Raw genomic sequence first — 18,690 nt, forward strand, 5'->3', positions numbered from 1 at the left:
GGCGCTGCCTCCCCTGGCCCCCACCGCCGGGGGACTTGATGTCCCCCGGCCCCCCCTTTTACCGGGTTTGGATGGTGGGTGGAGGAGCGGTAGGCGGGGGATCTTGTCGCCGCGATCGGCCCGGCGGCAACCACGCCAGCGGCGAAGCGCCGCATTTTAAGAGTTCAAAGAGACGGACCTGGCGCGAAAATCAAGAAAATTTTGGATGGGGATAGTCGTACTACTGTTCGTAAGCGCCACCGCAAACGCGTCACAGGAGCATTCCATGGGAAACGACACATTGGAACATTGCGCTCTGGCCCTTGTCGAGTATCAGGGCGAGTGGCTCGATGCGGACGGCAAGCTCAACAAACTGATGCAGGATCGCACGCTGTTTACGGATTCCGTCGAACAGTCCGAACGCGCCCTTGAAGCGGCGCGCCGGGCGGGCATGCACATCGTCCACGTCGGCCTGCGTTTTTCACCCGGCTATCCCGAGCTGGGCAAAGCCCGGTCCGGGTTGCGGGCCGCCATTCCCAGGGCGGGAACGTTTCGGAAGGGAACGCCCGGCAGCGCCTTCGTGGAGCCGTTCGTGCCGCGAACCGGCGAGTGGGTGGTGGAAGGACGCACCGGAGCGAGCGGTTTTGCCGGGTCCAACCTGGAAAGCATGTTGCGCAACAACGGCGTGGAAACGATCTATCTGATGGGCTACGCCAGCCATGTCTGCGTCGAATCGACGCTCCGCGACGCCCATGACCGGGGTTACGACGTCGTTGTGCTGACCGACGCCACGGCGGCCTTCAACCGGGACCAGCAGCGCCACTTCGAAGAAGCCGTCGTGCATCATTTCGGTCGCGGCATAAAAACGTCCACCTTCGTACAATGGCTGCAAACCGTCGGGCATTGATACTCCCATACCCATAAAATCTTCGTTCGCCCCAAAGGGGCGACGGCGTGGTGAAGGCGGAATTTGCCCGGGACGAGCTTGTCGCGAAGCGACATGCACCGTCCCGACAAATTCCGCCGCCATCTTCCACTCTCCGCCCTTCCGCCAACCAACCAAACCTCCCGCCTGGCCAAAGCACACCAGAAGGGGGGTCCGGGGGCCCGTGGCCTCCCGGCGAAGTGCAGAGGCGGAGCCTCAGCCGGGGGTACGGGGGCAGAGCCCCCGCCTCTTCCGCCTCCGCGTCGCCGTTACCGACGACGGCGCAGCCAGTCCACCAAGCCGAAGCAGGCGGTGAGCATCATGTCGGCGCCGGGGCTGGGAAAGGTGACATCAAAGCCTTTGAGCAGCGCGCGTTTGGGGCCGATGACGCAGGTATGGGGGAAGATGCCGGCGGTTTCGGGGAAGGCCAGGGTGAGGCTGCCGTGGCCGCCTTTGTCGAAGACTTCGGCGTTGGTGAGGTCGCCGCGCCGGAAGCGTTCGAGGTCGCTCCAGACGTCGTCGGCGGGCAGCATGCCGGTGTGGTGTTCGTAGACGCCGTAGATGCGCTGGCGATGGACCAGGGCGGCGACGGTATGGCTGTTGCCGACGTTGACGAGCATGACGCCGGTCTCGGCGGAGAGGGCTTTGACGGCCGGGTCGGTGAGCATGCCGAGCACGGCGGCGGCGGCGGTATCGGCCACGGGCCCGCCGCCGATGGCGGTCTGGAGGGTGGCCAAGCGGGTGAGTTCCGGGGGCGGCGTTTCGTAGACCAGGGCTTCGGGGTGTCCGTCGGCCTCGCGCAGAAAGCGTTCCCAGAGTTTGAAGCGGCCTTCGCGGCTGCTTTTGCCGGGGTGCAGGCCGTGGTCCTGGGCACAGGCCATGACAAGTTCCGGTTCGGGCAGTCCGGCGGCGGACAGGAAACAGGACCAGAAACCGGGGTCGTAATCGGACAGCGGCAGGGGCACGTAGCCGTCGGGGCGGTGTTCGGTAATGGTAACGCCCATGGTGTCTTCGAGGCGTTTGGGATCGTCGGTCAGGGCCCAGACGGCGTCCGGGTGGGCGGCGAGAGGCAGGCCGGCCTTTCTATGGGCGCGAAACGCCTTGAAGAAGCCGCCACCCATATTCCGGCCGCACAAGTAGACGGGCTTGGCGGCGGCGGTCAACGCGGCAAGTCTTGCCGCGACGCGGCGGGCCGGCGAAGGCAGCACGAATTTGGGGCAATTTTCCGGTTCCAGATCGGGCAGGTGGTAGTAGACGTCCTGGGTACCGGAACCGATATCCAGGCACAGCGTGCGTTCGGCCATCGCCGCCTCCTTGGCTATGAAAGTGCCCGTACGTACGCCCAAAGAAGCCATGCTTCAAGGCGGAGGCGAGACCGGAGGGGACGCGGCTGAGGGCTCCGGTTACGAAAATGATACAAATCGGGATCGGAGTGAGAAAAATTTGCACACTGACCAAGGGGGGGAGATTGCGGACGGGTGGAGCGCCGTAAGGCCGGCGGCAGGGTGGCGCGGCCGGCTTACGACCAGGGGGCGGCGTTTCCTAATGAAACAGCAAGGCTTTGTAGATGAAGCGCTCGTAGACGGAGCAGACGCGCTTGGCGCTGACGGTGGCCAGGCCGAAATCCACAAGCCGGCAGTACATGTGCACGGGGTTGAGCCGATGTTGCAGGTAGTTTCGAAAGCGCTTCATGATGACACCTCGGATGGGGTGGAGCCCCCTGACGCTTTTTCATAAGCAAGAAGCGTTCCTTTTTATTTTCTCCTCCCTCCTCCGGGGAGGCCTTCGCTGTTCTTATCGGACGATCGTGAAAAGGGCTTACCCTGCCGCGGAAAGAAATAACCATGCCGCTTCCGCCGCGAGGCCATGGGGCGGCTTGCTTGCGGTCCCATACGGCAGGAGGTATCCGTAAAGACGACTTTTTTGCCGGATGCTGGCTGATCGGGCTCACCATTGCGAAACCTCAATGGTGCGATCCGGGAAGCCCGATGGCTGCCCGACCCGTATAAAAATGCGCGACAGGATGCGAATCAGACAGGCACGACCATCGGATGCCCATGTCTTGCCCACGGTCGAACGTTCGGCGGGTTCGGCCTTTCTCGTTTTGCCCGATCTGTCCTGGATCGCGCGGGACGATGTCCTGTCAACGGACCGCCATAGGGAGCTGATCGCCGACGGGCATTGCTGGGTAGCGGTCGACGAGCACGACGCGCCGGTCGGTTTTTTAAGCGCCGGACGGCTGGGGGACGGGCTCCACATCTGGGAGCTTGCCGTGGCGTTGGAGCTCCAGCGGCGCGGCATCGGCCGGGCGCTGCTCGATCGGGCCATCGAGGCGGCCAAAGCCCAAGGATTCTGGGCCATCACCTTGACGACCTTTCGGCATGTCGCCTGGAACCAGCCATTTTATGAAAAGATGGGCTTTCGGGTGATGGATCCCCCGCCGCGCGATCTGCAACGCATTCTCGACGAAGAAGCCGCCCATGGCCTGCCCATGGACAAACGATGCGCCATGGCACGGAAACCATAGCGAAAATTCGCGACAATCACTGGCGGAATCGGCGGAACTGATTGGCGCCGCCGGAAATAAAAAAACCGCGCCGGTTTCCCGGCGCGGTTTTGCCCGTGACGGGCGAACGAATTCAGGACTTGCTGATGGCTTCGGCCGGGCAAGCGTCGATGGCTTCGTCCACGCACTCGGCGTCGGAATCGGCGTCTTTCACAACGGCCTTGTCGCCGTCGCCGTTCATCTCGAAGGCGTCGGGGCAGGTTTCCACGCAGGCTTCACAACCCATGCAAGCGTCGTCGTCGATAACAATGGACATGACCGGTCCTCCTTAAAAGGTTTGGCTCGTAGCCGCCATGCCCGGTTTTCCGGAAAAACCCCTGGGCGGCGTCAAAGCCGACTTGTAAACCCTATGTTGCCAGGATGTCGTCACTAAACCCTCTGCCGCTCCAGGGAGAAGCGCTCACCCTGGAAAATGCCAGAACATTCCGCGTTTGCTGGAGAAAATCGGCTCCGCGCACGGGGCGCTCTTCCCTCCAACATCCGGGCAAGGCACATTGCCCGGGAAGTTCGTCTATGACGGGGCGCCAACGAAAAGTCAAGAACGGCCCGGGTGGAGCGCCCTTTCGAAAGCCAAGGTCAAGGCGTTGTGTTTACTTGCATCTTATGCCAAATAAAAAATTCGTGGGTTGTGGCAGCCCTGTCAGGCGTTTTGAGGGAGAACGCGTGGCCGGGCATCTGTCCTCTTTACGGTTCATTCCAAAACCCTTACAAAAAACGCGACAGCGGCGGCCAAATTGCTCCTCCACTCAAGCAACCGGCGACCGAGGGTCATGCTTCCCGAACCTTCCGACCTGCTGGAATCCCTTCCATCATACGCCGCCGTTCTTGATGCGGCGGGGGTTGTCGTCGCGGCCAACGCCTCCTGCCAGTCCCTGTTGCGGGAGATCGCCCCGGGCGAACCCGTGGGACGCGCCTTCACCGACTATTGCAACGCCCTTCTCCAGTCCTCGTCCGCCAAGGCCGTGCGCGAAGGCTTGGCCGCGGTGCTCAAGGGAAAAGCGCCCCGCTACGCCATGGACCTGTCCTACGGCAAGACGCAGTCCACAAGCTGGCGCTCCATGGTCGTGACGCCGCTTACCGGAGCGCTGCCCGGCGCGCTGGTCATCCTCACGGACATCTCGCGGCAAAAGCAGCTCGAGGAGCACATCCTCCACGACGCCTTCCATGATACCCTGACCGGGCTTTTCAACCGGGCCCTGTTCCTCAACCGCCTGGATCAGGCCATAAAGCGCCTCAAACGCAATCCCGAGGCCCTCTACGCGGTCGTCTATCTCGACATAGACCGCTTCAAGCTGGTCAACAAAACATTCGGCCACGTCACCGGCGACCGGTTGCTCATGGTCATCGCCAACCGGCTGCAAAAGCTTCTGCGCGACGTGGACACCCTGGCCCGTTTTGGCGGCGACGAGTTCGCCATCCTGGTGGAGGACGTGGCCGGCCTGGCCGACGCCAGCGCCATGGCCGACAGCGTGCTGCGCCATCTGGCCGCGCCGTTTCGCCTCAAGAAACAGGAAATTTTCGTCACGTGCAGCATCGGCGTGGTGCTCGGCTCCGGGGCCTATGAACACCCCGACCAGGTGCTGCGCGATGCGGACAACGCCATGTACAGCTCCAAGGAGCACGGCGGCGACCACTACACCGTGTTCGACGCCGGCATGCGGGTGCTCACCCAGCGCCGCATGGAGATGGAGCTGGCCTTGCGCCATGCCCTGGAATCGGGCGAAATGACGGTCCACTACCAGCCCATCGTGTCGCTGACGACAGGCGAGATCACCGGCGTCGAGGCGCTGGCCCGCTGGTTCCATCCCACCCAGGGGACGATCCCGCCAAGCGAATTCATTCCCATCGCCGAAGAAACCGGGTTGATAAACGATCTCGGAGCCCTGGTCCTGCGCCAGGCCTGCCGGCGCATGGTGGCCCTGGGCAAGGAAAACCCGGACGCCACACATTTGACGCTTTCCGTCAACATTTCCGGCCGCCAGTTCAAGCGGCCGGATTTCGTGGAGGAAGTGGCCGCCATCCTGACCGAAACCGACATAGACCCCTCGCTGGTCAAGCTCGAGCTGACCGAATCCGTGCTCATGGACAACGCCGACGAGGCGGTGGACACCATCAAGCGGCTCAAGGCCCTGTCGGTCAAAGTGGTCATCGACGACTTCGGCACGGGCTATTCCTCGTTGTCCTACATCCAGCGCTTCCCCTTCGACAGCCTCAAGGTGGACCGTTCGTTCGTGGGGAACATGAACGAGGCGGAACAAAACATGGAGATCGTGCGCACGATCATCGCCATGGCGCACAAACTGGGCCTGGAGGTGGTGGCCGAAGGGGTGGAGCTGGCCGAGCACCGCACAGCCCTGTCGGACCTGCGCTGCGAAAGCGCCCAGGGATTCTACTTTTCCAAGCCCGTGGCCGGTGAGGAACTCGAGACGCTGGTACGCAAGAAATGGAATATCACTCCACCCGCCGACGGTACGGTATAGACGGAAATAAATGGAAAGCGATGCGAGAGGGGAACCCTTTTTGAAAAAAGGGTTCCCCTCTCGCGCTCTCCCCTCCCAAAAACTTTTAACGGTGACAAGCTGTTATCGTTAAAAGTCTTTTGAAAGGGGGTCTGGGGGAAAACTTTTCTACAGAAAAGTTTCCCCCCGGTCTCTTTTGCTAAAGGCACAAAAAAAGAGATTCGCCGTCGACGCAGGAGTTGCTTACACAACCGGTTCCGAAGCTTGCTTCGGGAACTCTTCCTATGACGTCTGGCGAATCTCGGAAAAGTGCGCCTCGATGCGCTTGGTATGGTTGTTGACTTTTATTTCTTTCAGCCCTCCGTTTCCGTTGCTCCCATATCGCTTGGAGAACCGCTCCCCTTACACCTTTCAAATAAGCATCCCCGCCCCGTTGTAAAGGGTCCGTCCGTATCGCGGGGCATCATTTCCGGGCCAAAAGCGCCTCAATGGCGGCCAGCAGTTTTTCGGGGTCGAGGGGCTTGGGCAGCACCGCGTCGGCGGCGCCTAGCGGCGCGTCGCCGTGGCCGGTGATGACCAGGATGGGAATGGCGGCCAGCCGTGGATCCCGGCGCAAGGCCTCCATGGCCGCCCGGCCGTCCATCCCCGGCATGGCCATGTCCATGGTGATGACGCTCGGGCGCAGCTTTTCCGCCGCGGCCAGGGCCGATTCGCCGTCGTGGGCGGCGGCCACCCGGTAGCCCTCCCCTTCCAGAAACTGGATGAGAAACGAGGACACGGCCGGATCGTCGTCGACCACGAGCACGAGCGGCTTTTCCCGCCGCCGTGCTTTGGACGCGGGCGGCGCGGCGCTCGCCGCTCCAGGCGTGACGGCGGGCAGTTCGAAAACAAAGGCCGCCCCGCGCGCCGGGGCCGGCTCCACCCAGATGCTCCCGCCGTAATGGGTCACGATCTCCCGGCAGATGGCCAGCCCCAAGCCCGTGCCCTTGGCCGGGGCCGAACCTTCGGGATCGCGCCGGACCTGGCGGAACTTGTCGAAAATGCGTTCCCGGTCCTCCGGGGCGATGCCGGGCCCCGTGTCGCGCACCGTCACCCGGGCCACCCCGGGACACGGCGCGTCGAGGCTCACCGTGACCGCGCCCACGGCGGTGAATTTGGCCGCGTTGCCGATGAGGTTCAGGAGCACCTGCTCCAGCCGGTCCGGATCGGCCACCACCACGGGCGAGGCCTCCGGCAGCAGCGATTCCAGGTCCACTTCCGGCCGGGAAGCGAAAAGCCCGGACACGGCGGCCAGGGTGTTTTTGACCACCTCGGCCAGCTCAACCGGGCGGTCGCGCCACTCCATGCGCCCGGACTCGATACGGGACAGGTCGAGGAAGTCGTTTAAAAGCCGGGCCAGACGCTCCCCCTCGACCGAGAGCACGCGCAGGTTCTCGATGATACGCCCGCCGCGCTTGGCCAGGACCGGATCATCGGCGGCCAGGGGCAGAAAAAAGCGGGAGAAATCCCGATCGATGAGCTTGGAAAAACCCAGAAGCGAGGTCAGCGGCGTGCGCAGTTCATGGGAAACCGAGGAGAGGAAGGCGCTTTTGATGGCGTCCATATCGCGCAGCCGCTCATTGGCTTCCGTCAGCTCCCGGGCCTTCGCCGTCAAATCGCTCGTGCGCTCGATAACGAGTCGCTCGAGGTTCCGGGTGAGGCGTTCGAGATGCTCCCCGGCCCGGCAGCGCTCGGTGTCGTCGCGCACCACGACCATGAAGCCGGCCGGCACGCCCCGCGCGTCGTAGATGCCCGAGGCCCGGGCGACATAGTGGCGGGACTCGTCGCTTCCGGTGAGGGTGAAGGAAAATTCGTGGCTGCGGCTCAGCGAAATGGCGTCGAGCCCCCGGGCCAGCGCCCCGAGGTCCACGCCGCGCTCCACATGCACCTCACGGATGTCCCTGCCGACAAGGACCGCGCCGCAGATGCCGAAAATGTCCTCGGCCGCCGGGTTGACGTAGGTTATGCGCCACTGCTCGTCGGCGGCGACGACGCCCGTTTCGGCGCTGCGCAACAGGTTGTCGAGAAAGAGGGTCTTTTCGTCCAGGCTGTCGCCCACCTGCCGCAGCGCCCGGCTTTTCTCGTCCAGGGCCGACTTGAGGCTGCGCACATAGCGGCTTTCGAGCCCTCGCACGATATCCGACTGGGTAACAAGCCCGAGCACCCGGCGGTCGTCGTCGACCACCACCAGCCGGCGCATGCGGCGTTTTTTCATGAGCATGGCCGCTTCGAACACGGGCTGGTCGGCCTCCACGCACACCACGGGACAGCTCATGATGTCGTAGAGCGTCAGCCGGCCAAGCCGGGGATTGTCGGCCAAAAGGCGGACCACGTCGCGCTCGGTGATGATCCCGGCCGGACGATCCTCGCGGGCCACGACCAGACAGGAGATGGACCGCGAGGCCATGCGGCGCACGGCCTCGCGCACGGAAATGTTCCCCGGCGCGGTCACCACGTCGCGGGTCATGATGTCGGCCACGCACTTGGCGCCGGTGAGGCCCTCATGCTCGAGCCCCGCCACCAAATCCGACTGGGTGAGCACGCCGCCGGCCTTGCCGGCCGCGTCCACCATGACCAGATGGCGCAGGTGTTTCTGGGCCATCAGGTGGTAGGCTTCGACCAGCATGGTGTCCGCCGGCACGGTGATGACCGGCGCGGTCATGACGTCGCCCACGGGGCGCTCCGGAAAGTCCAGCCCCCGGTGGGCCGCCGCCCACAGGATGTCGCGCTCGGTGACGATGCCGACGGGCGCGCCGTCTTCGGTGGCGACGAGGCAGGAAATGCCTCGGTCGCGCATGACGGCCAGGGCCGAGCGCATGGTCTCGGCCGGAGAAATGGCGATGACGTCGGAAGAGACGATTTCGGCCAGGCGTCTGTCGCCCATGAAACCTCCTCGGGCAGCGTACGCGACGCGGTGGAAGCAAGCAGTGGGGCGATGCCCGATTTTCGCCGTCGCGGCAAGGCCGAAAACGGTCAGGAAGCCGGAGAGGCGGCGTAATCGGCCGTCCCGATGCGATGCTTTTGTATCTTATTCCACAGGTTTTTGGGGCTCACCCCCAAAAGCCTGGCCGCGTCTTTCTGGGAGCCGCCGGTTTTTCGCAGCGCGGCCACGATCATGCCGCGCTCCATGTCCTGAAGCGTCTGGCGCAGGTTGCCGATCCGGTCGGCGGGAGCCTGCTCCCGCGCTTCCTCGGGCGGACGGAGGGGCGCTCCGTCCAGGGCCCGGGATATCTCCGCCGCGGTCAGCACATCCCCGGAACTGAGGATGGCCGCCCGCTCCAAAACGTTGGACAGTTGGCGGACGTTGCCTGGCCAGTCGCAGGCGTACAGGAGCTGCATGCCCTCGCGGGAGACGCCGCGCAAATTGACGCCCACGCGCGGGTTGATGCGCTCCAAAAAATGTCCGACCAGAAGCGGCAGGTCCTCCTTGCGGTCGCGAAGCGGCGGCAGGGGAATGGCGGCCACGCTCAGGCGGTAGTAGAGATCGGCCCGGAATTTCTTTTCGGCGACCAGGGTCGGCAAATCCTGGTTTGTGGCGGCGATGATGCGGATGTCGATGTCGATGGGCCGCGAACCGCCCACGCGCTCGATCTGCTTTTGCTCCACGGCGCGCAGCAGCTTGGGCTGGAGGAAAAGCGGCATGTCCCCGATTTCGTCGAGCATGATGGTGCCGCCGTGGGCCAGCTCGAATCTGCCCTTTTTAAGCGCCACCGCGCCGGTGAACGCGCCCTTCTCATGGCCGAACAACTCCGATTCCAGCAGGTTCTCCGGGATGGCGGCGCAATTGACCTTGATGAAAGGCGCATCGGCCCGCAGGCTGAGCGCCTGGACCGCGTCGGCCACCACCTCCTTGCCCGCGCCGGATTCGCCGGTGATGAGCACCGTGGAATCGAGCGGGGCCACCCGGCGCACCATGTCCACCACGTCCCGCATGGCCGGCGACTGGCCCACGATGACCGGTCCGCGCCCGGCGGCCATGGCCGACTTGAGGCGGGCAAGCTCCGCCACCAGTCCCCGGCGCTCCAGGGCCCGGCGGATGACGACCTCCATTTCGGCCAGGGAAAAGGGCTTGGTGAAAAAGTCGTAGGCCCCGAGCCGGACCGCGTCCAAGGCCTTTTCCCGCGCCGAATAGCCGGTCATGACGATGACCTCGCTTTGGGGGCTGGCCTCCTTGATTCTGGAAAGGCCCTCGATGCCGTCCATGCCGGGCAGCATGACGTCGGTGATGACGAGGTCGAAAGCCTCGGCCCGGGCCCGGGCCACGCCCTCCTCGGCCGAGCCCACGCCGACCGGATCGTAGCCCTTGGAGGAAAGCGCCTCCAACAGCATGGCCCGAAAGGCCGCATCGTCCTCGATGACCAGAATACGCGCAGACATCACCGCTCCAACTCGTCTTGCCGCCGGGCGCTCATGGCGGCCCTTCCCTGTCCGGGAAAAAACTGTGCATGGTTTCGGCCAGGCGCGCCTCCATGGCCGGCACCAGCCGGGCGAGCCCCTCGCCGGTCAACCCCAGGGCCTGCCAAGCGGCCGGATTAAGCGGCGGCGCATGGCGGTTGCCGCTGGCCCCCCAGCCCATGGCCGTGGCCACACAGTCGGCCAGATGGATCACGGCCGGCTCGTCGATAAAAAGCGGCTCGTCGAGATCGTGGTGGTAGCGGACCATCTTTTCCAGATTGGCCGGAAACTGCCATTTCTGCAGCAGATGACCGCCGAGGACGGCGTGGTCGAAGCCGAGCAGGTCGCGTTCGGCGCGGTACAGGGGGTCTCTGTCGGCGGCGGCCTGGCGCATGGCGGCGGCCATGTGGGTCGAAGCCTGCTTGAAGAAGATGATGCGGCCGATATCGTGGAGCAGCCCGGCCACGAAGGCCGTCTCGGGATTGCCCCGGGACGTGGCGGCGGCAATGGCCTGGGCGGCGGCGGCGCAGCCCACGCTGTGCTCCCAGAACACGCGCATGTTGACCCAGTGGGGGGGGATGTCCTGGAAAAGCGGCAACACGGACACGCCCAGGGCGAGTGTGGCGAGCTGGCGCGCGCCGACCACCATCACGGCCCGGGACAGGCTGTCCACCTTGGCCGGGAAACGGCCGCGCACGGCCCGCAGGGTGCGGGCGTAAAAAGAACTGTTGACCAGGCGCAAAAGCTTGGCGGCCAGACTCGGGTCGTGGCGGATGCTCTCGGCCGCGTCCTCGACGGTGCTTTTGGGATCGCGCAGCACGTCGTTTATGCGCAGGTAGACTTCCGGGGGCGAAACGAGCTGGGGCTCGTCGCGCAAAAGCGTTTCGGGGGAGGACAGCGGCGGCGGAACCTCTTCCGGGCGTCCCGGCACGGCGCCTTCCTGGCCGGCGGCCTGGGCGTCCCCGGCGAGGCGGCGGCGGGTTTCCCGCTCCAGGGCCAGACGCCACAGCACTTCCCCGGCCTCGTGTTCGCGGTCGAGCCGGCAAAGCCGTTCCCGCACCACGGCCACGGCGGCCTCCTCGGCGGCGTCGGCGCCCTCGCCCCGGCCCTCGGCCACGGGCGGCGGCGGGGCTTCGTCGGCCACGGATACGGCGTTTAAGTTCCAGGCCTGCAGGGATTTCAGATGGCCATGATCAAGGGTCGTTCCCTTGGGCATGAGGAAACGCCCGCCGGGTGTGAGCACATCCTCGGCCAGGATCATGCCCTCCCGCAATTCGGAAACGTTGCGTCTGACCAATCGCCCCCCAAGCCCGCGTCAACGCGATGCATTCCTGCTATCGCACAATCATAAGGGATTGGGACAGGCTGTCAAGAAAGGCCGGGCGACGGAGAGGGCGCGGGGCGGACGGCCGGTTCCGAAAACCGTGCACTTCCGCCCCGCAAAAGGCTTCCCGCGGGACGCCCGCCGGGCCCTACTCGGGAAGATTGATGCGAAAATCCATGCGCCCGAAGGAGTCCAAGCTGTCGTCGGAGTTGCCGCGACCCTCGTGCTCCTCGGCGGAACGGGGGGCGGCCGAACGGTTCTTGCGGCGACGCCGGGCAATGATCTCCTTGAGCAGCTCGTCGCGGCCCATATAGCAGTCCATGCACATATCGTCGCGGGGGCTGAACTCCGAGGCGCGCTTGCGCAGGTTGCACACCTTGCAGATGCGGGCGTCGGAAACCGAAGTCACCGCTTCCTCGTCCTCGTCCTCGTCCCCTCCGCCGGAGTCCTCGTTGTCGACTGGCTCCGCGACAACTTCTTCATGCTCATGGCGAGGGGCCTTTTCCCGACGCGGTTTCGCCGCCGCCGGGCGGACGGGAGCCTCGGCCTCGCGGGGCTCGCTTTCCACGCGCAAGGCGAAAGGCCCTTTGCGGGTGCGCACCTGGATCTCGCCGCCAAGCAGATCGGGAAAAAGCTCCGCGAAAATGCGCACGAGCTGAAACTTCTTGTCCACTCCCTTGCGCCGCACCCGGATATACGCCCGGCTGCCCTGCACCGTGGGCCAGATGGCCTTATCCAGATTGGCGCCCCCGTCCTGGAGAAAGCGCCCCTCGACGACAAGCCCCTCCTCGCAGATATAGTACTCCGTACCGGGTTCGCAGTGAAAATAATCCGCCTCGGGGGGTATCTTCTTCCAAGCCAAAGCCGGACCCTCGTTTAGCCGCTTGCGGCTCTGTTACAGTCCCAAATCCTGATTGATGCATATCACCGTGACGCGTCCCCTGGGAAAGGACTTTTCGGTGATGGTCCAAACGTTGCAAATACGCTCCGGGCTGCCACAGTCCTCGCAACGGGAGGTGACCGCGCAGGGCGTCTTCTTCGCCAGGCGGATGGCATTGGCCGGAGCGGCGTATTCCTTGATGCGGCGCACGGCGGAGGTCAGGTCCGGCACGATCTTGTTGCGCCCGACAAAGACCACGACCCGCTTGGGGCCGAAAGCGATGGCGCAGGCCCGGTTGCCGATCATGTCCAGGTTGACCAGCACGCCGTCCTCGGTCACGGCGTTGGTGCCGGTGAAAAAGAGATCGGACAGAAGCGCCTGCCGCCGCCGCTCGTAAGCCTGCTCGGCGGAAAGCGTCTTATCCAGGGTATTGATGACCTCGATGTCCGGCATGGCGGCCAGCTCCGCCGGCAGGCCGGTTGCGAGCAGGGTGGCCGAACCGCCGTAGGCCACGGTTTTGGCCCCGGAGGCGGGGAGAATTTCGTTTATGACGAGGTCACGCGCCGCCGCCGCGTCGGGCACGACGTGGGCGTTGAAGTGGTTGCCCTGAAGAGCCTTGGCCAACTCCTCAAGCCGCTTGGCGTAATATGTCTCGATCGGTGCCTGCATGCCGTCTCCTTTGCGCCGCCCGGTCCGTCGGCGCAAGACCTTTTAATCGCGCGGCGCAAAAAAGCAAGGCATGCGGCCCTAGGGATACAAGGCGCGCAATTCGCGCAGGAAATCCCCCACGGTCGGGTCCTTGCGGTTTTGTCGCACGACCACCCAGAGTCCCCAGGAAACCGGGATGTTTCTATTTTTCCTGTCGGTATAAAACGCATCCAGCGCCGTGACGATCCTGCCGGCGGGCATGCCGGCGAAAAAGGCGTCGGACTGGCGCATGATGCTTTCCATGATGTCGGTGCAAATGGTGTATTCGTTTTTGAGGGTGATCCCCAAAATATTCTCGTTGAGGTTGAAGCCGTCGAAGATGCCGAGGATCAGGTCGGTTTTCTGCTCGCGCGAGAGCCCGGACCAAAATGCCCCGGCCCGTTTGACCGCCAAGGCCCGCGACGGCGCGCAAAGCAGCGTCGCCAGGACAATCGCCCCGACCAATGCCGCCATACCGGCCGATAGCGCCATGCGCCTTTGCGCCATTTCCCTCTCCCTCCGGTCCCCCGGGCGGGCTTTTTTTGTTGCGCCAACGTTGTAGAGCAACAACGATATCGATTCAATGGGTTGCGCAAAAAGGCAACGCTTTTTTACGTGGAAAGCATTTCCGGCGGCAAATGTTCGACCGTGACCGGCCCGATGAGCGGCATGGCCGGCGAGACGGCCAGCACGGCCATGGCGGCGTTGGGCCAGGCGACGGCTTGCCGGACGGCCCGGAAGCGGACCATGGCTTCCTCGGCCCCGAGCGGCCCGGCCAAAACCCGCAGCACCACCCCGCGCAAAAACTGGCCATGGGAAAAAACGACCGCCGGGCCCCGGGTCCTGGCGACGCGTTCCATGAAAGATTCCACACGGTCCCAGAAGCCGACAAAGGACTCGGCGCCGTCGCCGTCGCGCCAGCGCGGGTCCAGGCGTTTCCAATAGGCGACCACGGCCTCGCCACGCTCCTTTCTGGTCGTGCCGATGTAGCGGTGTGGGGCCAGGTAGGTGAATTCCTGCACCGGCCAGACCGCGACGGACGCTTCGGGAAACCGTTCGCAAAGGGGCGTTGCCGTCTGCACCGCCCTGTCGAAGGAGGAAAAAACGACCAGCCTGGGCGCGCGCCGAAAGCAGGAAGCCACAAGGGCGGCCTGCCTTTGCCCCAGGTCGGTCAAGGGGATGGTATCGGGATAGTCGGTCACATGGCCGGCGTTGGAAGCGCTTTGTCCGTGGCGGATCAGGCGGAAAAGCGGCATGGAATCCCCTTTTCCCCTATTCGATGACAAATTGCAGGAAGTAGATGCGCACCACGCGCGGCCCGCCCACGGCCTTGTTCATGACCGCCAGGAGCTGACGCTTGAACTCGCGTTTGCCACGCGGCGTGGACAATTCGGCCACGGTCCGCTCGCGCAGGAAAAGCAGGACGGCCTCGCGCGTTTCCGGACTTGCCGCAAGGCGCGCCGCATCTTCGCTTATGCACTGGGCCTCGAAGGCCAGATGCAGCCGGGCCAAGCGCGCGCCGTCGGTGATATTGACGTCGACGTCGGAGTAGACGGCCGTGCCGCCCCTGACGAAGGTTTCCCGCTGCTGCGCCGGAGCGTCCCGGGCCGCAAGCAGCGCGCACAGCAGGGCTACGGTCCCAAAAAGCAGTGCAAGATGTCGTCGCATCCCCTCATCTCCACTTTTCGAGGGTCGCCGTCAACGAAACGCCGTCGTGCGCAGCCGCAGGGCGATGCACGTGGCCGTGGCCGCCGAAAGGAGCAGCAGCCCGGCCGCGGCGAAAAAGCCGTACTCGGCAAGCAGCAGCCCGGGCAGATAGGTCCCGAGCGACCCACCCGAATAATAAAAAGAAATGTAGAGGCCGTTGACAAGCCCCTTGTGCTCGTTCTCCGCGCCGTTGAGCACGCCCGGGGCCACGGAGTGGGCCAGAAACATGCCCGAACACAGCACGAAGACGCTGGCGAAGATCGCCGCCTGGGCGGGGATGGAAAATACGGCCGCCGCCGTGATGACGATGGCGGCCCCGGCGCTCATGGCCCGGGTCGGTCCCCCGAAGTTTTTGGCAAACCGGTGGGAAGTGAGGCTTACGATGATGCCCATGAGATAGCCGGAATACATGACCCCGGCCCGAAGCGGTGAATAGCCGCCCGAAAGATGGCCCAGGCGAAAGGGCAGCAGGTTGAGCATGCCGGAAAAGACGAAGAAAAGCAGGGCGACCACGGCGTAGGTCGCGGCAAAGCCCGGCTTTTTGAGCACCTGCGGGGCATAGGCCAGACGGATGGGCGAAAAGGCCGTGCGCGCATCCGGCGGCAGGGTCAGGCAGGCCGCCGCGCAAAGGGCCAGGAAGCAGCCCAAGCCGGCGAAGGGGATGCGCCAGCCAAAGGCCTGGGCGGTCAGACCGGAAAAAAAACGCCCGAAAAAGCCCCCGAACACCGTGACCGCGATATAGGCGGCCATGACGCGGCGCACCTGGGATGGCGGCGCGGCAGTGGCCAGATAGGTCATAAGCGCCGTCAAAAGCGCCGGCACGAGCAACCCCTGCCCCACGCGAACGGCCAGAAACCAGCCGAAATTGGGCGCCAGGCACAGGCCGCCGGCGCACACGGCCAGCAAGGCCAGGGAAATGCCGATCAACGGGCGGGCCGGCACGGCGTCGAGAAAAAAACCGTAGGCCAGCGGGGCAAGGCCCAGCGGCAGCATGGTGGCGGTGATGGTCAGCCCGGCCGTGGACTCGGACACGCCGAAGGTCGAGGCCAGGACCGGAAGCAGCGGCTGGGGCGCGTAAATGGAGGAGATGCCGCTGACCGTGGCGGCGTACAATACGAAAAGCGTCCATTTCCCCATACGTTTCGCTCCCTGTGGCCTCGAGCCAACGGCCTTTATACGCACAACGCTTGCCGGAGGAAAGTATAAAGCCGTCTAGACCGGGAAAATGCCTTCGGCGCCGCGGGAGCGGGTGCGACGCCGAAGGCGTGGGGTATGCGGCCACGGGACGGGGAACGTCACCGGACGACCGATCGGGGGGAAGGCCGCCGCATGGTGACGGGTCCGATGACCGCTGACCTGCCCGGTAATGCGCGGACAAAGGGGCCGACCAGCCATTTGAGGGAAGCCCCACAAGGCGCCCGCCACAACAAAGCGTCTTGCAAGGGAAACGCGCGCGAAGGGAAAGCCCTTTTCCGAGGTTTTTCCCTCACGCGGCTTCATTTTCAAAACGAATCCGCCACCTAGGACAGCCGGTCGATGTCCAGGGCCTCGCCGCAATGGGGGCAGCGCGACAGCCGGGCCCGGAACAGGCGGCTCGGTCGGAAGAAAAGCGCCCGCCAGGTCGGGCCGGTCGGTTTGAATTCCACCAGGATGGACATGCCGCAGCGGCAATAGCGACGTTGCATGATGCGCCTCCGTGTTGCGCGGTCGCGCAACAATCAGTTTATAAGTATAAACACAGCGGAGAAAAAAATTTCCCCCTTACAGCTCGCGCCCCACCCACAACACGCGCCCAATGACCCGCAAGGCGTCGATTTCGTCGCCGGAAAGGACAATGGGCGCATAGTCCCGGTTGTCGCTCAAAAGCACCAGCGAGCCCGGGCGTTTTTCCACTCTTTTCACCAGCACCGTGTCCTCGACGCCCATGGCGTAGACGCCGTGGGCCACAATGGCGGTCTGCCCCTGGTCGATGAGCACCGTGTCGCCGTGGCGGATCTCCGGCTCCATGCTGTTGCCCACCACATCCATGAGCACCATGCCCGAGACGTTGCCCTTGCGCCGCAGCCAGTCGCCGCGAAACGGCACGACCGATTCGACCTCCCCCCGGGTCTCGAAGGAGCCGCCGCCGGCCGAAAGCCTGGCCCGGACCTTGGGCACGCCGATATAGGGGCCGTCCTCCGCCGTGTCGTTTTTGGCGGCCGACTTCGCCGGCCGGCCGTATTCCAGCCAGTCGGCGTCCGCCCCGGTCCGGCGGGACACGGCCAACACCCAGGCCTTGGGCACGGCGTCCTTCTTCTTGGCCTGGGTCACGGCCGAACGATGCACCCCGAGCAGGGCGGCCAGTTCGGCCTGGGAAGCGATGTCCGCCGCCTGCGCGGCCCGGGCGAAAAAACCCTCGAAACCGCCGGCAGCCGCGGACGTGGCGTCATGTCGTTGCGTCATGTTGATTCTTATAAACAACCCGTCAACAGGGGGCAAGCTTTTTTCCGCCCCCGCAAAACGAAATTTTGCGACCGCGCTAAAGTTCGGAAAACCATGGGCCGATAAGCCAAGCGAAGGACCCAAAGGCTTCCCGGCCATGACCGGGCGGCGCAGACAAGGATGTCAGCCATGACCGTACCAGACAGTACCTGCAGGCCCCCAGGCGTCTCCCCGCCCCGCGAGGACCCGGCCGATCGCGCCCGCCGTATCGCCGATCTCAAGCGCCGCGTCCAGTCCGGCACGTACCTCATCCAACGCTACGAGATCATCGAGGGCCTGCTCGACGCGCTTGCCACCAACGCCGATTAGCCCACGCCATTCGTATCCTGTTCCGCGTTTTTTTCCAGCGCATCGCTTTCGACTGTCCGGGCCGCTTCCGCAAGCGACCAGGGCGGTTGGTTCGTCACCGTAAGCACCGGGCTTTCGAGCCGGGCGCAGTGCAGGTACAGCCGCGCCCCCTCCCCCCGACCATAGACCGGATCCCCGACCAGAGGATGGCCCGAGGCGGCCAGATGGGCCCGTATCTGATGACGCGCCCCCTTGGCGATGCGGCAGGCGACCAGGGTCAGCCCGCCCTTGGCCGCGCGCGGCGAAACACGGGTCTGGCGCAAGGGATCGGAATCGGCCGTGCGCAGCACCCGCGTTTTGGCCCGGTCGGCCATATCCAAGCGAAAATCGACCACGAACGGAGAAGGTATCCCGCCGTGGACCACGGCCAGGTAGGTCTTGGCCACTTGGCCGGCGTTTTCCAGGCGGCGATAGCGTTCCCCGGACGCGGCGTCAAAGGCCAGGGGAACGATGCCCGAGGTGAGCCTGTCCAGGCGGGAGAGCAGTCCGGCGGCGCGACCGGGAAAAAGCTCCGGCAGCAGGTCCTCGAGGCTCTGGCCGCCGCCGCAGGCGATGGCGGCGCTGTGGAGGCCGGCCGGCTTGGCCACGGCCGCATAGGCGGCATCGGCGAAAAGAATCGGGATGTCCGAGGCCCGAAACTCCCCTTCCGGGCGCGCGGCGATGCGGGCGGCAAGTTTTTCCCCGGCCCGGACCCGGTAGGCGGCGGGCCGCGCCCGCCCGTCCACGAGCAGCCGCCCCGCTTCGATCAGCCGGCGGCGGCCCCGCAGCCCCGTGTCCGGCAGCACAAGGATCGCCGCCCGGTCCAGGCGCTCACCGGCCATGTCCCCGGGGATCGCGCCTTCGACCACGCGGGCATCGTCGTTTCCCATGGCCGGAGCATAGCCGCCTCCCCCGCCGCAA

At 64.9% G+C, this 18,690-nt stretch carries 19 protein-coding genes; 4 read left to right on the top strand and 15 right to left on the bottom strand.

Annotated elements, in window-relative coordinates:
- The first annotated feature begins 265 nt into the window (after window positions 1-265).
- Window positions 266-886 (top strand): cysteine hydrolase, encoded by a 621-nt coding sequence (locus tag DESFRDRAFT_RS16735; RefSeq protein WP_005995905.1) that lies wholly within the window; start codon window positions 266-268, stop codon window positions 884-886.
- 287 nt (window positions 887-1,173) lie between these two features.
- Here the strand turns inward: DESFRDRAFT_RS16735 and DESFRDRAFT_RS16740 are convergent, their stop codons facing one another.
- Both DESFRDRAFT_RS16740 and DESFRDRAFT_RS22760 read right to left on the bottom strand, forming a co-directional pair.
- Window positions 1,174-2,208, bottom strand: a complete 1,035-nt coding sequence (locus tag DESFRDRAFT_RS16740; protein WP_005995907.1) for a DUF1786 domain-containing protein — start codon at window positions 2,206-2,208, stop codon at window positions 1,174-1,176.
- Between the two features lie 238 nt (window positions 2,209-2,446).
- Window positions 2,447-2,596 (bottom strand): hypothetical protein, encoded by a 150-nt coding sequence (locus tag DESFRDRAFT_RS22760; RefSeq protein ID WP_005995909.1) that lies wholly within the window; start codon window positions 2,594-2,596, stop codon window positions 2,447-2,449.
- 370 nt (window positions 2,597-2,966) lie between these two features.
- Between DESFRDRAFT_RS22760 and DESFRDRAFT_RS16745 the strand changes: the two genes are divergently transcribed.
- The gene (locus DESFRDRAFT_RS16745; protein ID WP_005995910.1) at window positions 2,967-3,431 is read left to right on the top strand and encodes a GNAT family N-acetyltransferase; all 465 of its coding nucleotides are present in this window, start codon (window positions 2,967-2,969) and stop codon (window positions 3,429-3,431) included.
- Window positions 3,432-3,543: 112 nt separating this feature from the next.
- Here the strand turns inward: DESFRDRAFT_RS16745 and DESFRDRAFT_RS16750 are convergent, their stop codons facing one another.
- Complete coding sequence (locus DESFRDRAFT_RS16750) at window positions 3,544-3,726, bottom strand: ferredoxin (RefSeq protein WP_005995912.1); 183 nt, start codon at window positions 3,724-3,726, stop codon at window positions 3,544-3,546.
- Between the two features lie 514 nt (window positions 3,727-4,240).
- Here DESFRDRAFT_RS16750 and DESFRDRAFT_RS16755 point away from each other — a divergent pair.
- Window positions 4,241-5,950, top strand: a complete 1,710-nt coding sequence (locus tag DESFRDRAFT_RS16755; protein ID WP_005995914.1) for a putative bifunctional diguanylate cyclase/phosphodiesterase — start codon at window positions 4,241-4,243, stop codon at window positions 5,948-5,950.
- A 442-nt stretch (window positions 5,951-6,392) separates the two neighbouring features.
- On the opposite strand, the gene DESFRDRAFT_RS16760 is transcribed toward DESFRDRAFT_RS16755, so the two are convergent.
- The 11 genes from DESFRDRAFT_RS16760 to DESFRDRAFT_RS16805 all read right to left on the bottom strand — a co-directional run bounded on the left by DESFRDRAFT_RS16760 (window position 6,393) and on the right by DESFRDRAFT_RS16805 (window position 17,403).
- Window positions 6,393-8,852: a CBS domain-containing protein gene (locus tag DESFRDRAFT_RS16760; RefSeq protein WP_005995916.1), complete on the bottom strand. Its 2,460-nt coding sequence runs from the start codon at window positions 8,850-8,852 to the stop codon at window positions 6,393-6,395.
- A gap of 89 nt (window positions 8,853-8,941) precedes the next feature.
- Window positions 8,942-10,345 (bottom strand): sigma-54-dependent transcriptional regulator, encoded by a 1,404-nt coding sequence (locus tag DESFRDRAFT_RS16765; RefSeq protein ID WP_005995918.1) that lies wholly within the window; start codon window positions 10,343-10,345, stop codon window positions 8,942-8,944.
- Window positions 10,346-10,376: 31 nt separating this feature from the next.
- Window positions 10,377-11,660 (bottom strand): HDOD domain-containing protein, encoded by a 1,284-nt coding sequence (locus DESFRDRAFT_RS16770; RefSeq protein WP_043795121.1) that lies wholly within the window; start codon window positions 11,658-11,660, stop codon window positions 10,377-10,379.
- A 175-nt stretch (window positions 11,661-11,835) separates the two neighbouring features.
- The gene (locus DESFRDRAFT_RS16775; RefSeq protein ID WP_005995921.1) at window positions 11,836-12,549 is read right to left on the bottom strand and encodes a hypothetical protein; all 714 of its coding nucleotides are present in this window, start codon (window positions 12,547-12,549) and stop codon (window positions 11,836-11,838) included.
- 33 nt (window positions 12,550-12,582) lie between these two features.
- A complete protein-coding gene (locus DESFRDRAFT_RS16780) occupies window positions 12,583-13,236 on the bottom strand; it encodes a lactate utilization protein (RefSeq protein ID WP_005995922.1) in 654 nt (217 codons plus the stop codon).
- A gap of 78 nt (window positions 13,237-13,314) precedes the next feature.
- Entirely contained in the window at window positions 13,315-13,761 is a 447-nt protein-coding gene (locus DESFRDRAFT_RS16785) for a hypothetical protein (RefSeq protein WP_005995923.1), read from the bottom strand.
- Window positions 13,762-13,865: 104 nt separating this feature from the next.
- Window positions 13,866-14,510, bottom strand: coding sequence for a histidine phosphatase family protein (locus DESFRDRAFT_RS16790; protein ID WP_005995924.1), 645 nt, complete (start codon window positions 14,508-14,510; stop codon window positions 13,866-13,868).
- Window positions 14,511-14,526: 16 nt separating this feature from the next.
- Window positions 14,527-14,922 carry a flagellar basal body-associated FliL family protein gene (locus tag DESFRDRAFT_RS16795; protein ID WP_005995925.1) on the bottom strand — a complete coding sequence of 132 codons (396 nt, stop codon included), beginning with the start codon at window positions 14,920-14,922 and terminating at the stop codon, window positions 14,527-14,529.
- Window positions 14,923-14,952: 30 nt separating this feature from the next.
- Window positions 14,953-16,098 carry an MFS transporter gene (locus DESFRDRAFT_RS16800; RefSeq protein ID WP_005995926.1) on the bottom strand — a complete coding sequence of 382 codons (1,146 nt, stop codon included), beginning with the start codon at window positions 16,096-16,098 and terminating at the stop codon, window positions 14,953-14,955.
- Window positions 16,099-16,481: 383 nt separating this feature from the next.
- Window positions 16,482-16,646 carry a hypothetical protein gene (locus DESFRDRAFT_RS22765; RefSeq protein WP_005995927.1) on the bottom strand — a complete coding sequence of 55 codons (165 nt, stop codon included), beginning with the start codon at window positions 16,644-16,646 and terminating at the stop codon, window positions 16,482-16,484.
- A gap of 76 nt (window positions 16,647-16,722) precedes the next feature.
- A complete protein-coding gene (locus DESFRDRAFT_RS16805; RefSeq protein ID WP_005995928.1) occupies window positions 16,723-17,403 on the bottom strand; it encodes a LexA family transcriptional regulator in 681 nt (226 codons plus the stop codon).
- Between the two features lie 168 nt (window positions 17,404-17,571).
- Between DESFRDRAFT_RS16805 and DESFRDRAFT_RS16810 the strand changes: the two genes are divergently transcribed.
- Window positions 17,572-17,751, top strand: coding sequence for a flagellar biosynthesis anti-sigma factor FlgM (locus tag DESFRDRAFT_RS16810; RefSeq protein ID WP_005995929.1), 180 nt, complete (start codon window positions 17,572-17,574; stop codon window positions 17,749-17,751).
- On the opposite strand, the gene DESFRDRAFT_RS16815 is transcribed toward DESFRDRAFT_RS16810, so the two are convergent.
- On the bottom strand, window positions 17,748-18,659 hold the full coding sequence (locus tag DESFRDRAFT_RS16815) for a pseudouridine synthase family protein (RefSeq protein WP_005995931.1): 912 nt from the start codon (window positions 18,657-18,659) through the stop codon (window positions 17,748-17,750). The genes DESFRDRAFT_RS16810 and DESFRDRAFT_RS16815 overlap by 4 nt on opposite strands.
- Between the last annotated feature and the right edge of the window lie 31 nt (window positions 18,660-18,690).

The organism is Solidesulfovibrio fructosivorans JJ], from assembly GCF_000179555.1.
GTDB classification, from domain to species: domain Bacteria; phylum Desulfobacterota; class Desulfovibrionia; order Desulfovibrionales; family Desulfovibrionaceae; genus Solidesulfovibrio; species Solidesulfovibrio fructosivorans.

Coding starts and splice junctions, on each gene's coding strand:
- DESFRDRAFT_RS16735 (WP_005995905.1), top strand. CDS start 266: ATGGGAAACGACACATTGGAACATTGCGCTCTGGCCCTTGTCGAGTAT.
- DESFRDRAFT_RS16740 (WP_005995907.1), bottom strand. CDS start 2,208: ATGGCCGAACGCACGCTGTGCCTGGATATCGGTTCCGGTACCCAGGAC.
- DESFRDRAFT_RS22760 (WP_005995909.1), bottom strand. CDS start 2,596: ATGAAGCGCTTTCGAAACTACCTGCAACATCGGCTCAACCCCGTGCAC.
- DESFRDRAFT_RS16750 (WP_005995912.1), bottom strand. CDS start 3,726: ATGTCCATTGTTATCGACGACGACGCTTGCATGGGTTGTGAAGCCTGC.
- DESFRDRAFT_RS16755 (WP_005995914.1), top strand. CDS start 4,241: ATGCTTCCCGAACCTTCCGACCTGCTGGAATCCCTTCCATCATACGCC.
- DESFRDRAFT_RS16760 (WP_005995916.1), bottom strand. CDS start 8,852: ATGGGCGACAGACGCCTGGCCGAAATCGTCTCTTCCGACGTCATCGCC.
- DESFRDRAFT_RS16765 (WP_005995918.1), bottom strand. CDS start 10,345: ATGTCTGCGCGTATTCTGGTCATCGAGGACGATGCGGCCTTTCGGGCC.
- DESFRDRAFT_RS16780 (WP_005995922.1), bottom strand. CDS start 13,236: ATGCAGGCACCGATCGAGACATATTACGCCAAGCGGCTTGAGGAGTTG.
- DESFRDRAFT_RS16785 (WP_005995923.1), bottom strand. CDS start 13,761: ATGGCGCAAAGGCGCATGGCGCTATCGGCCGGTATGGCGGCATTGGTC.
- DESFRDRAFT_RS16790 (WP_005995924.1), bottom strand. CDS start 14,510: ATGCCGCTTTTCCGCCTGATCCGCCACGGACAAAGCGCTTCCAACGCC.
- DESFRDRAFT_RS16795 (WP_005995925.1), bottom strand. CDS start 14,922: ATGCGACGACATCTTGCACTGCTTTTTGGGACCGTAGCCCTGCTGTGC.
- DESFRDRAFT_RS16800 (WP_005995926.1), bottom strand. CDS start 16,098: ATGGGGAAATGGACGCTTTTCGTATTGTACGCCGCCACGGTCAGCGGC.
- DESFRDRAFT_RS22765 (WP_005995927.1), bottom strand. CDS start 16,646: ATGCAACGTCGCTATTGCCGCTGCGGCATGTCCATCCTGGTGGAATTC.
- DESFRDRAFT_RS16805 (WP_005995928.1), bottom strand. CDS start 17,403: ATGACGCAACGACATGACGCCACGTCCGCGGCTGCCGGCGGTTTCGAG.
- DESFRDRAFT_RS16810 (WP_005995929.1), top strand. CDS start 17,572: ATGACCGTACCAGACAGTACCTGCAGGCCCCCAGGCGTCTCCCCGCCC.
- DESFRDRAFT_RS16815 (WP_005995931.1), bottom strand. CDS start 18,659: ATGGGAAACGACGATGCCCGCGTGGTCGAAGGCGCGATCCCCGGGGAC.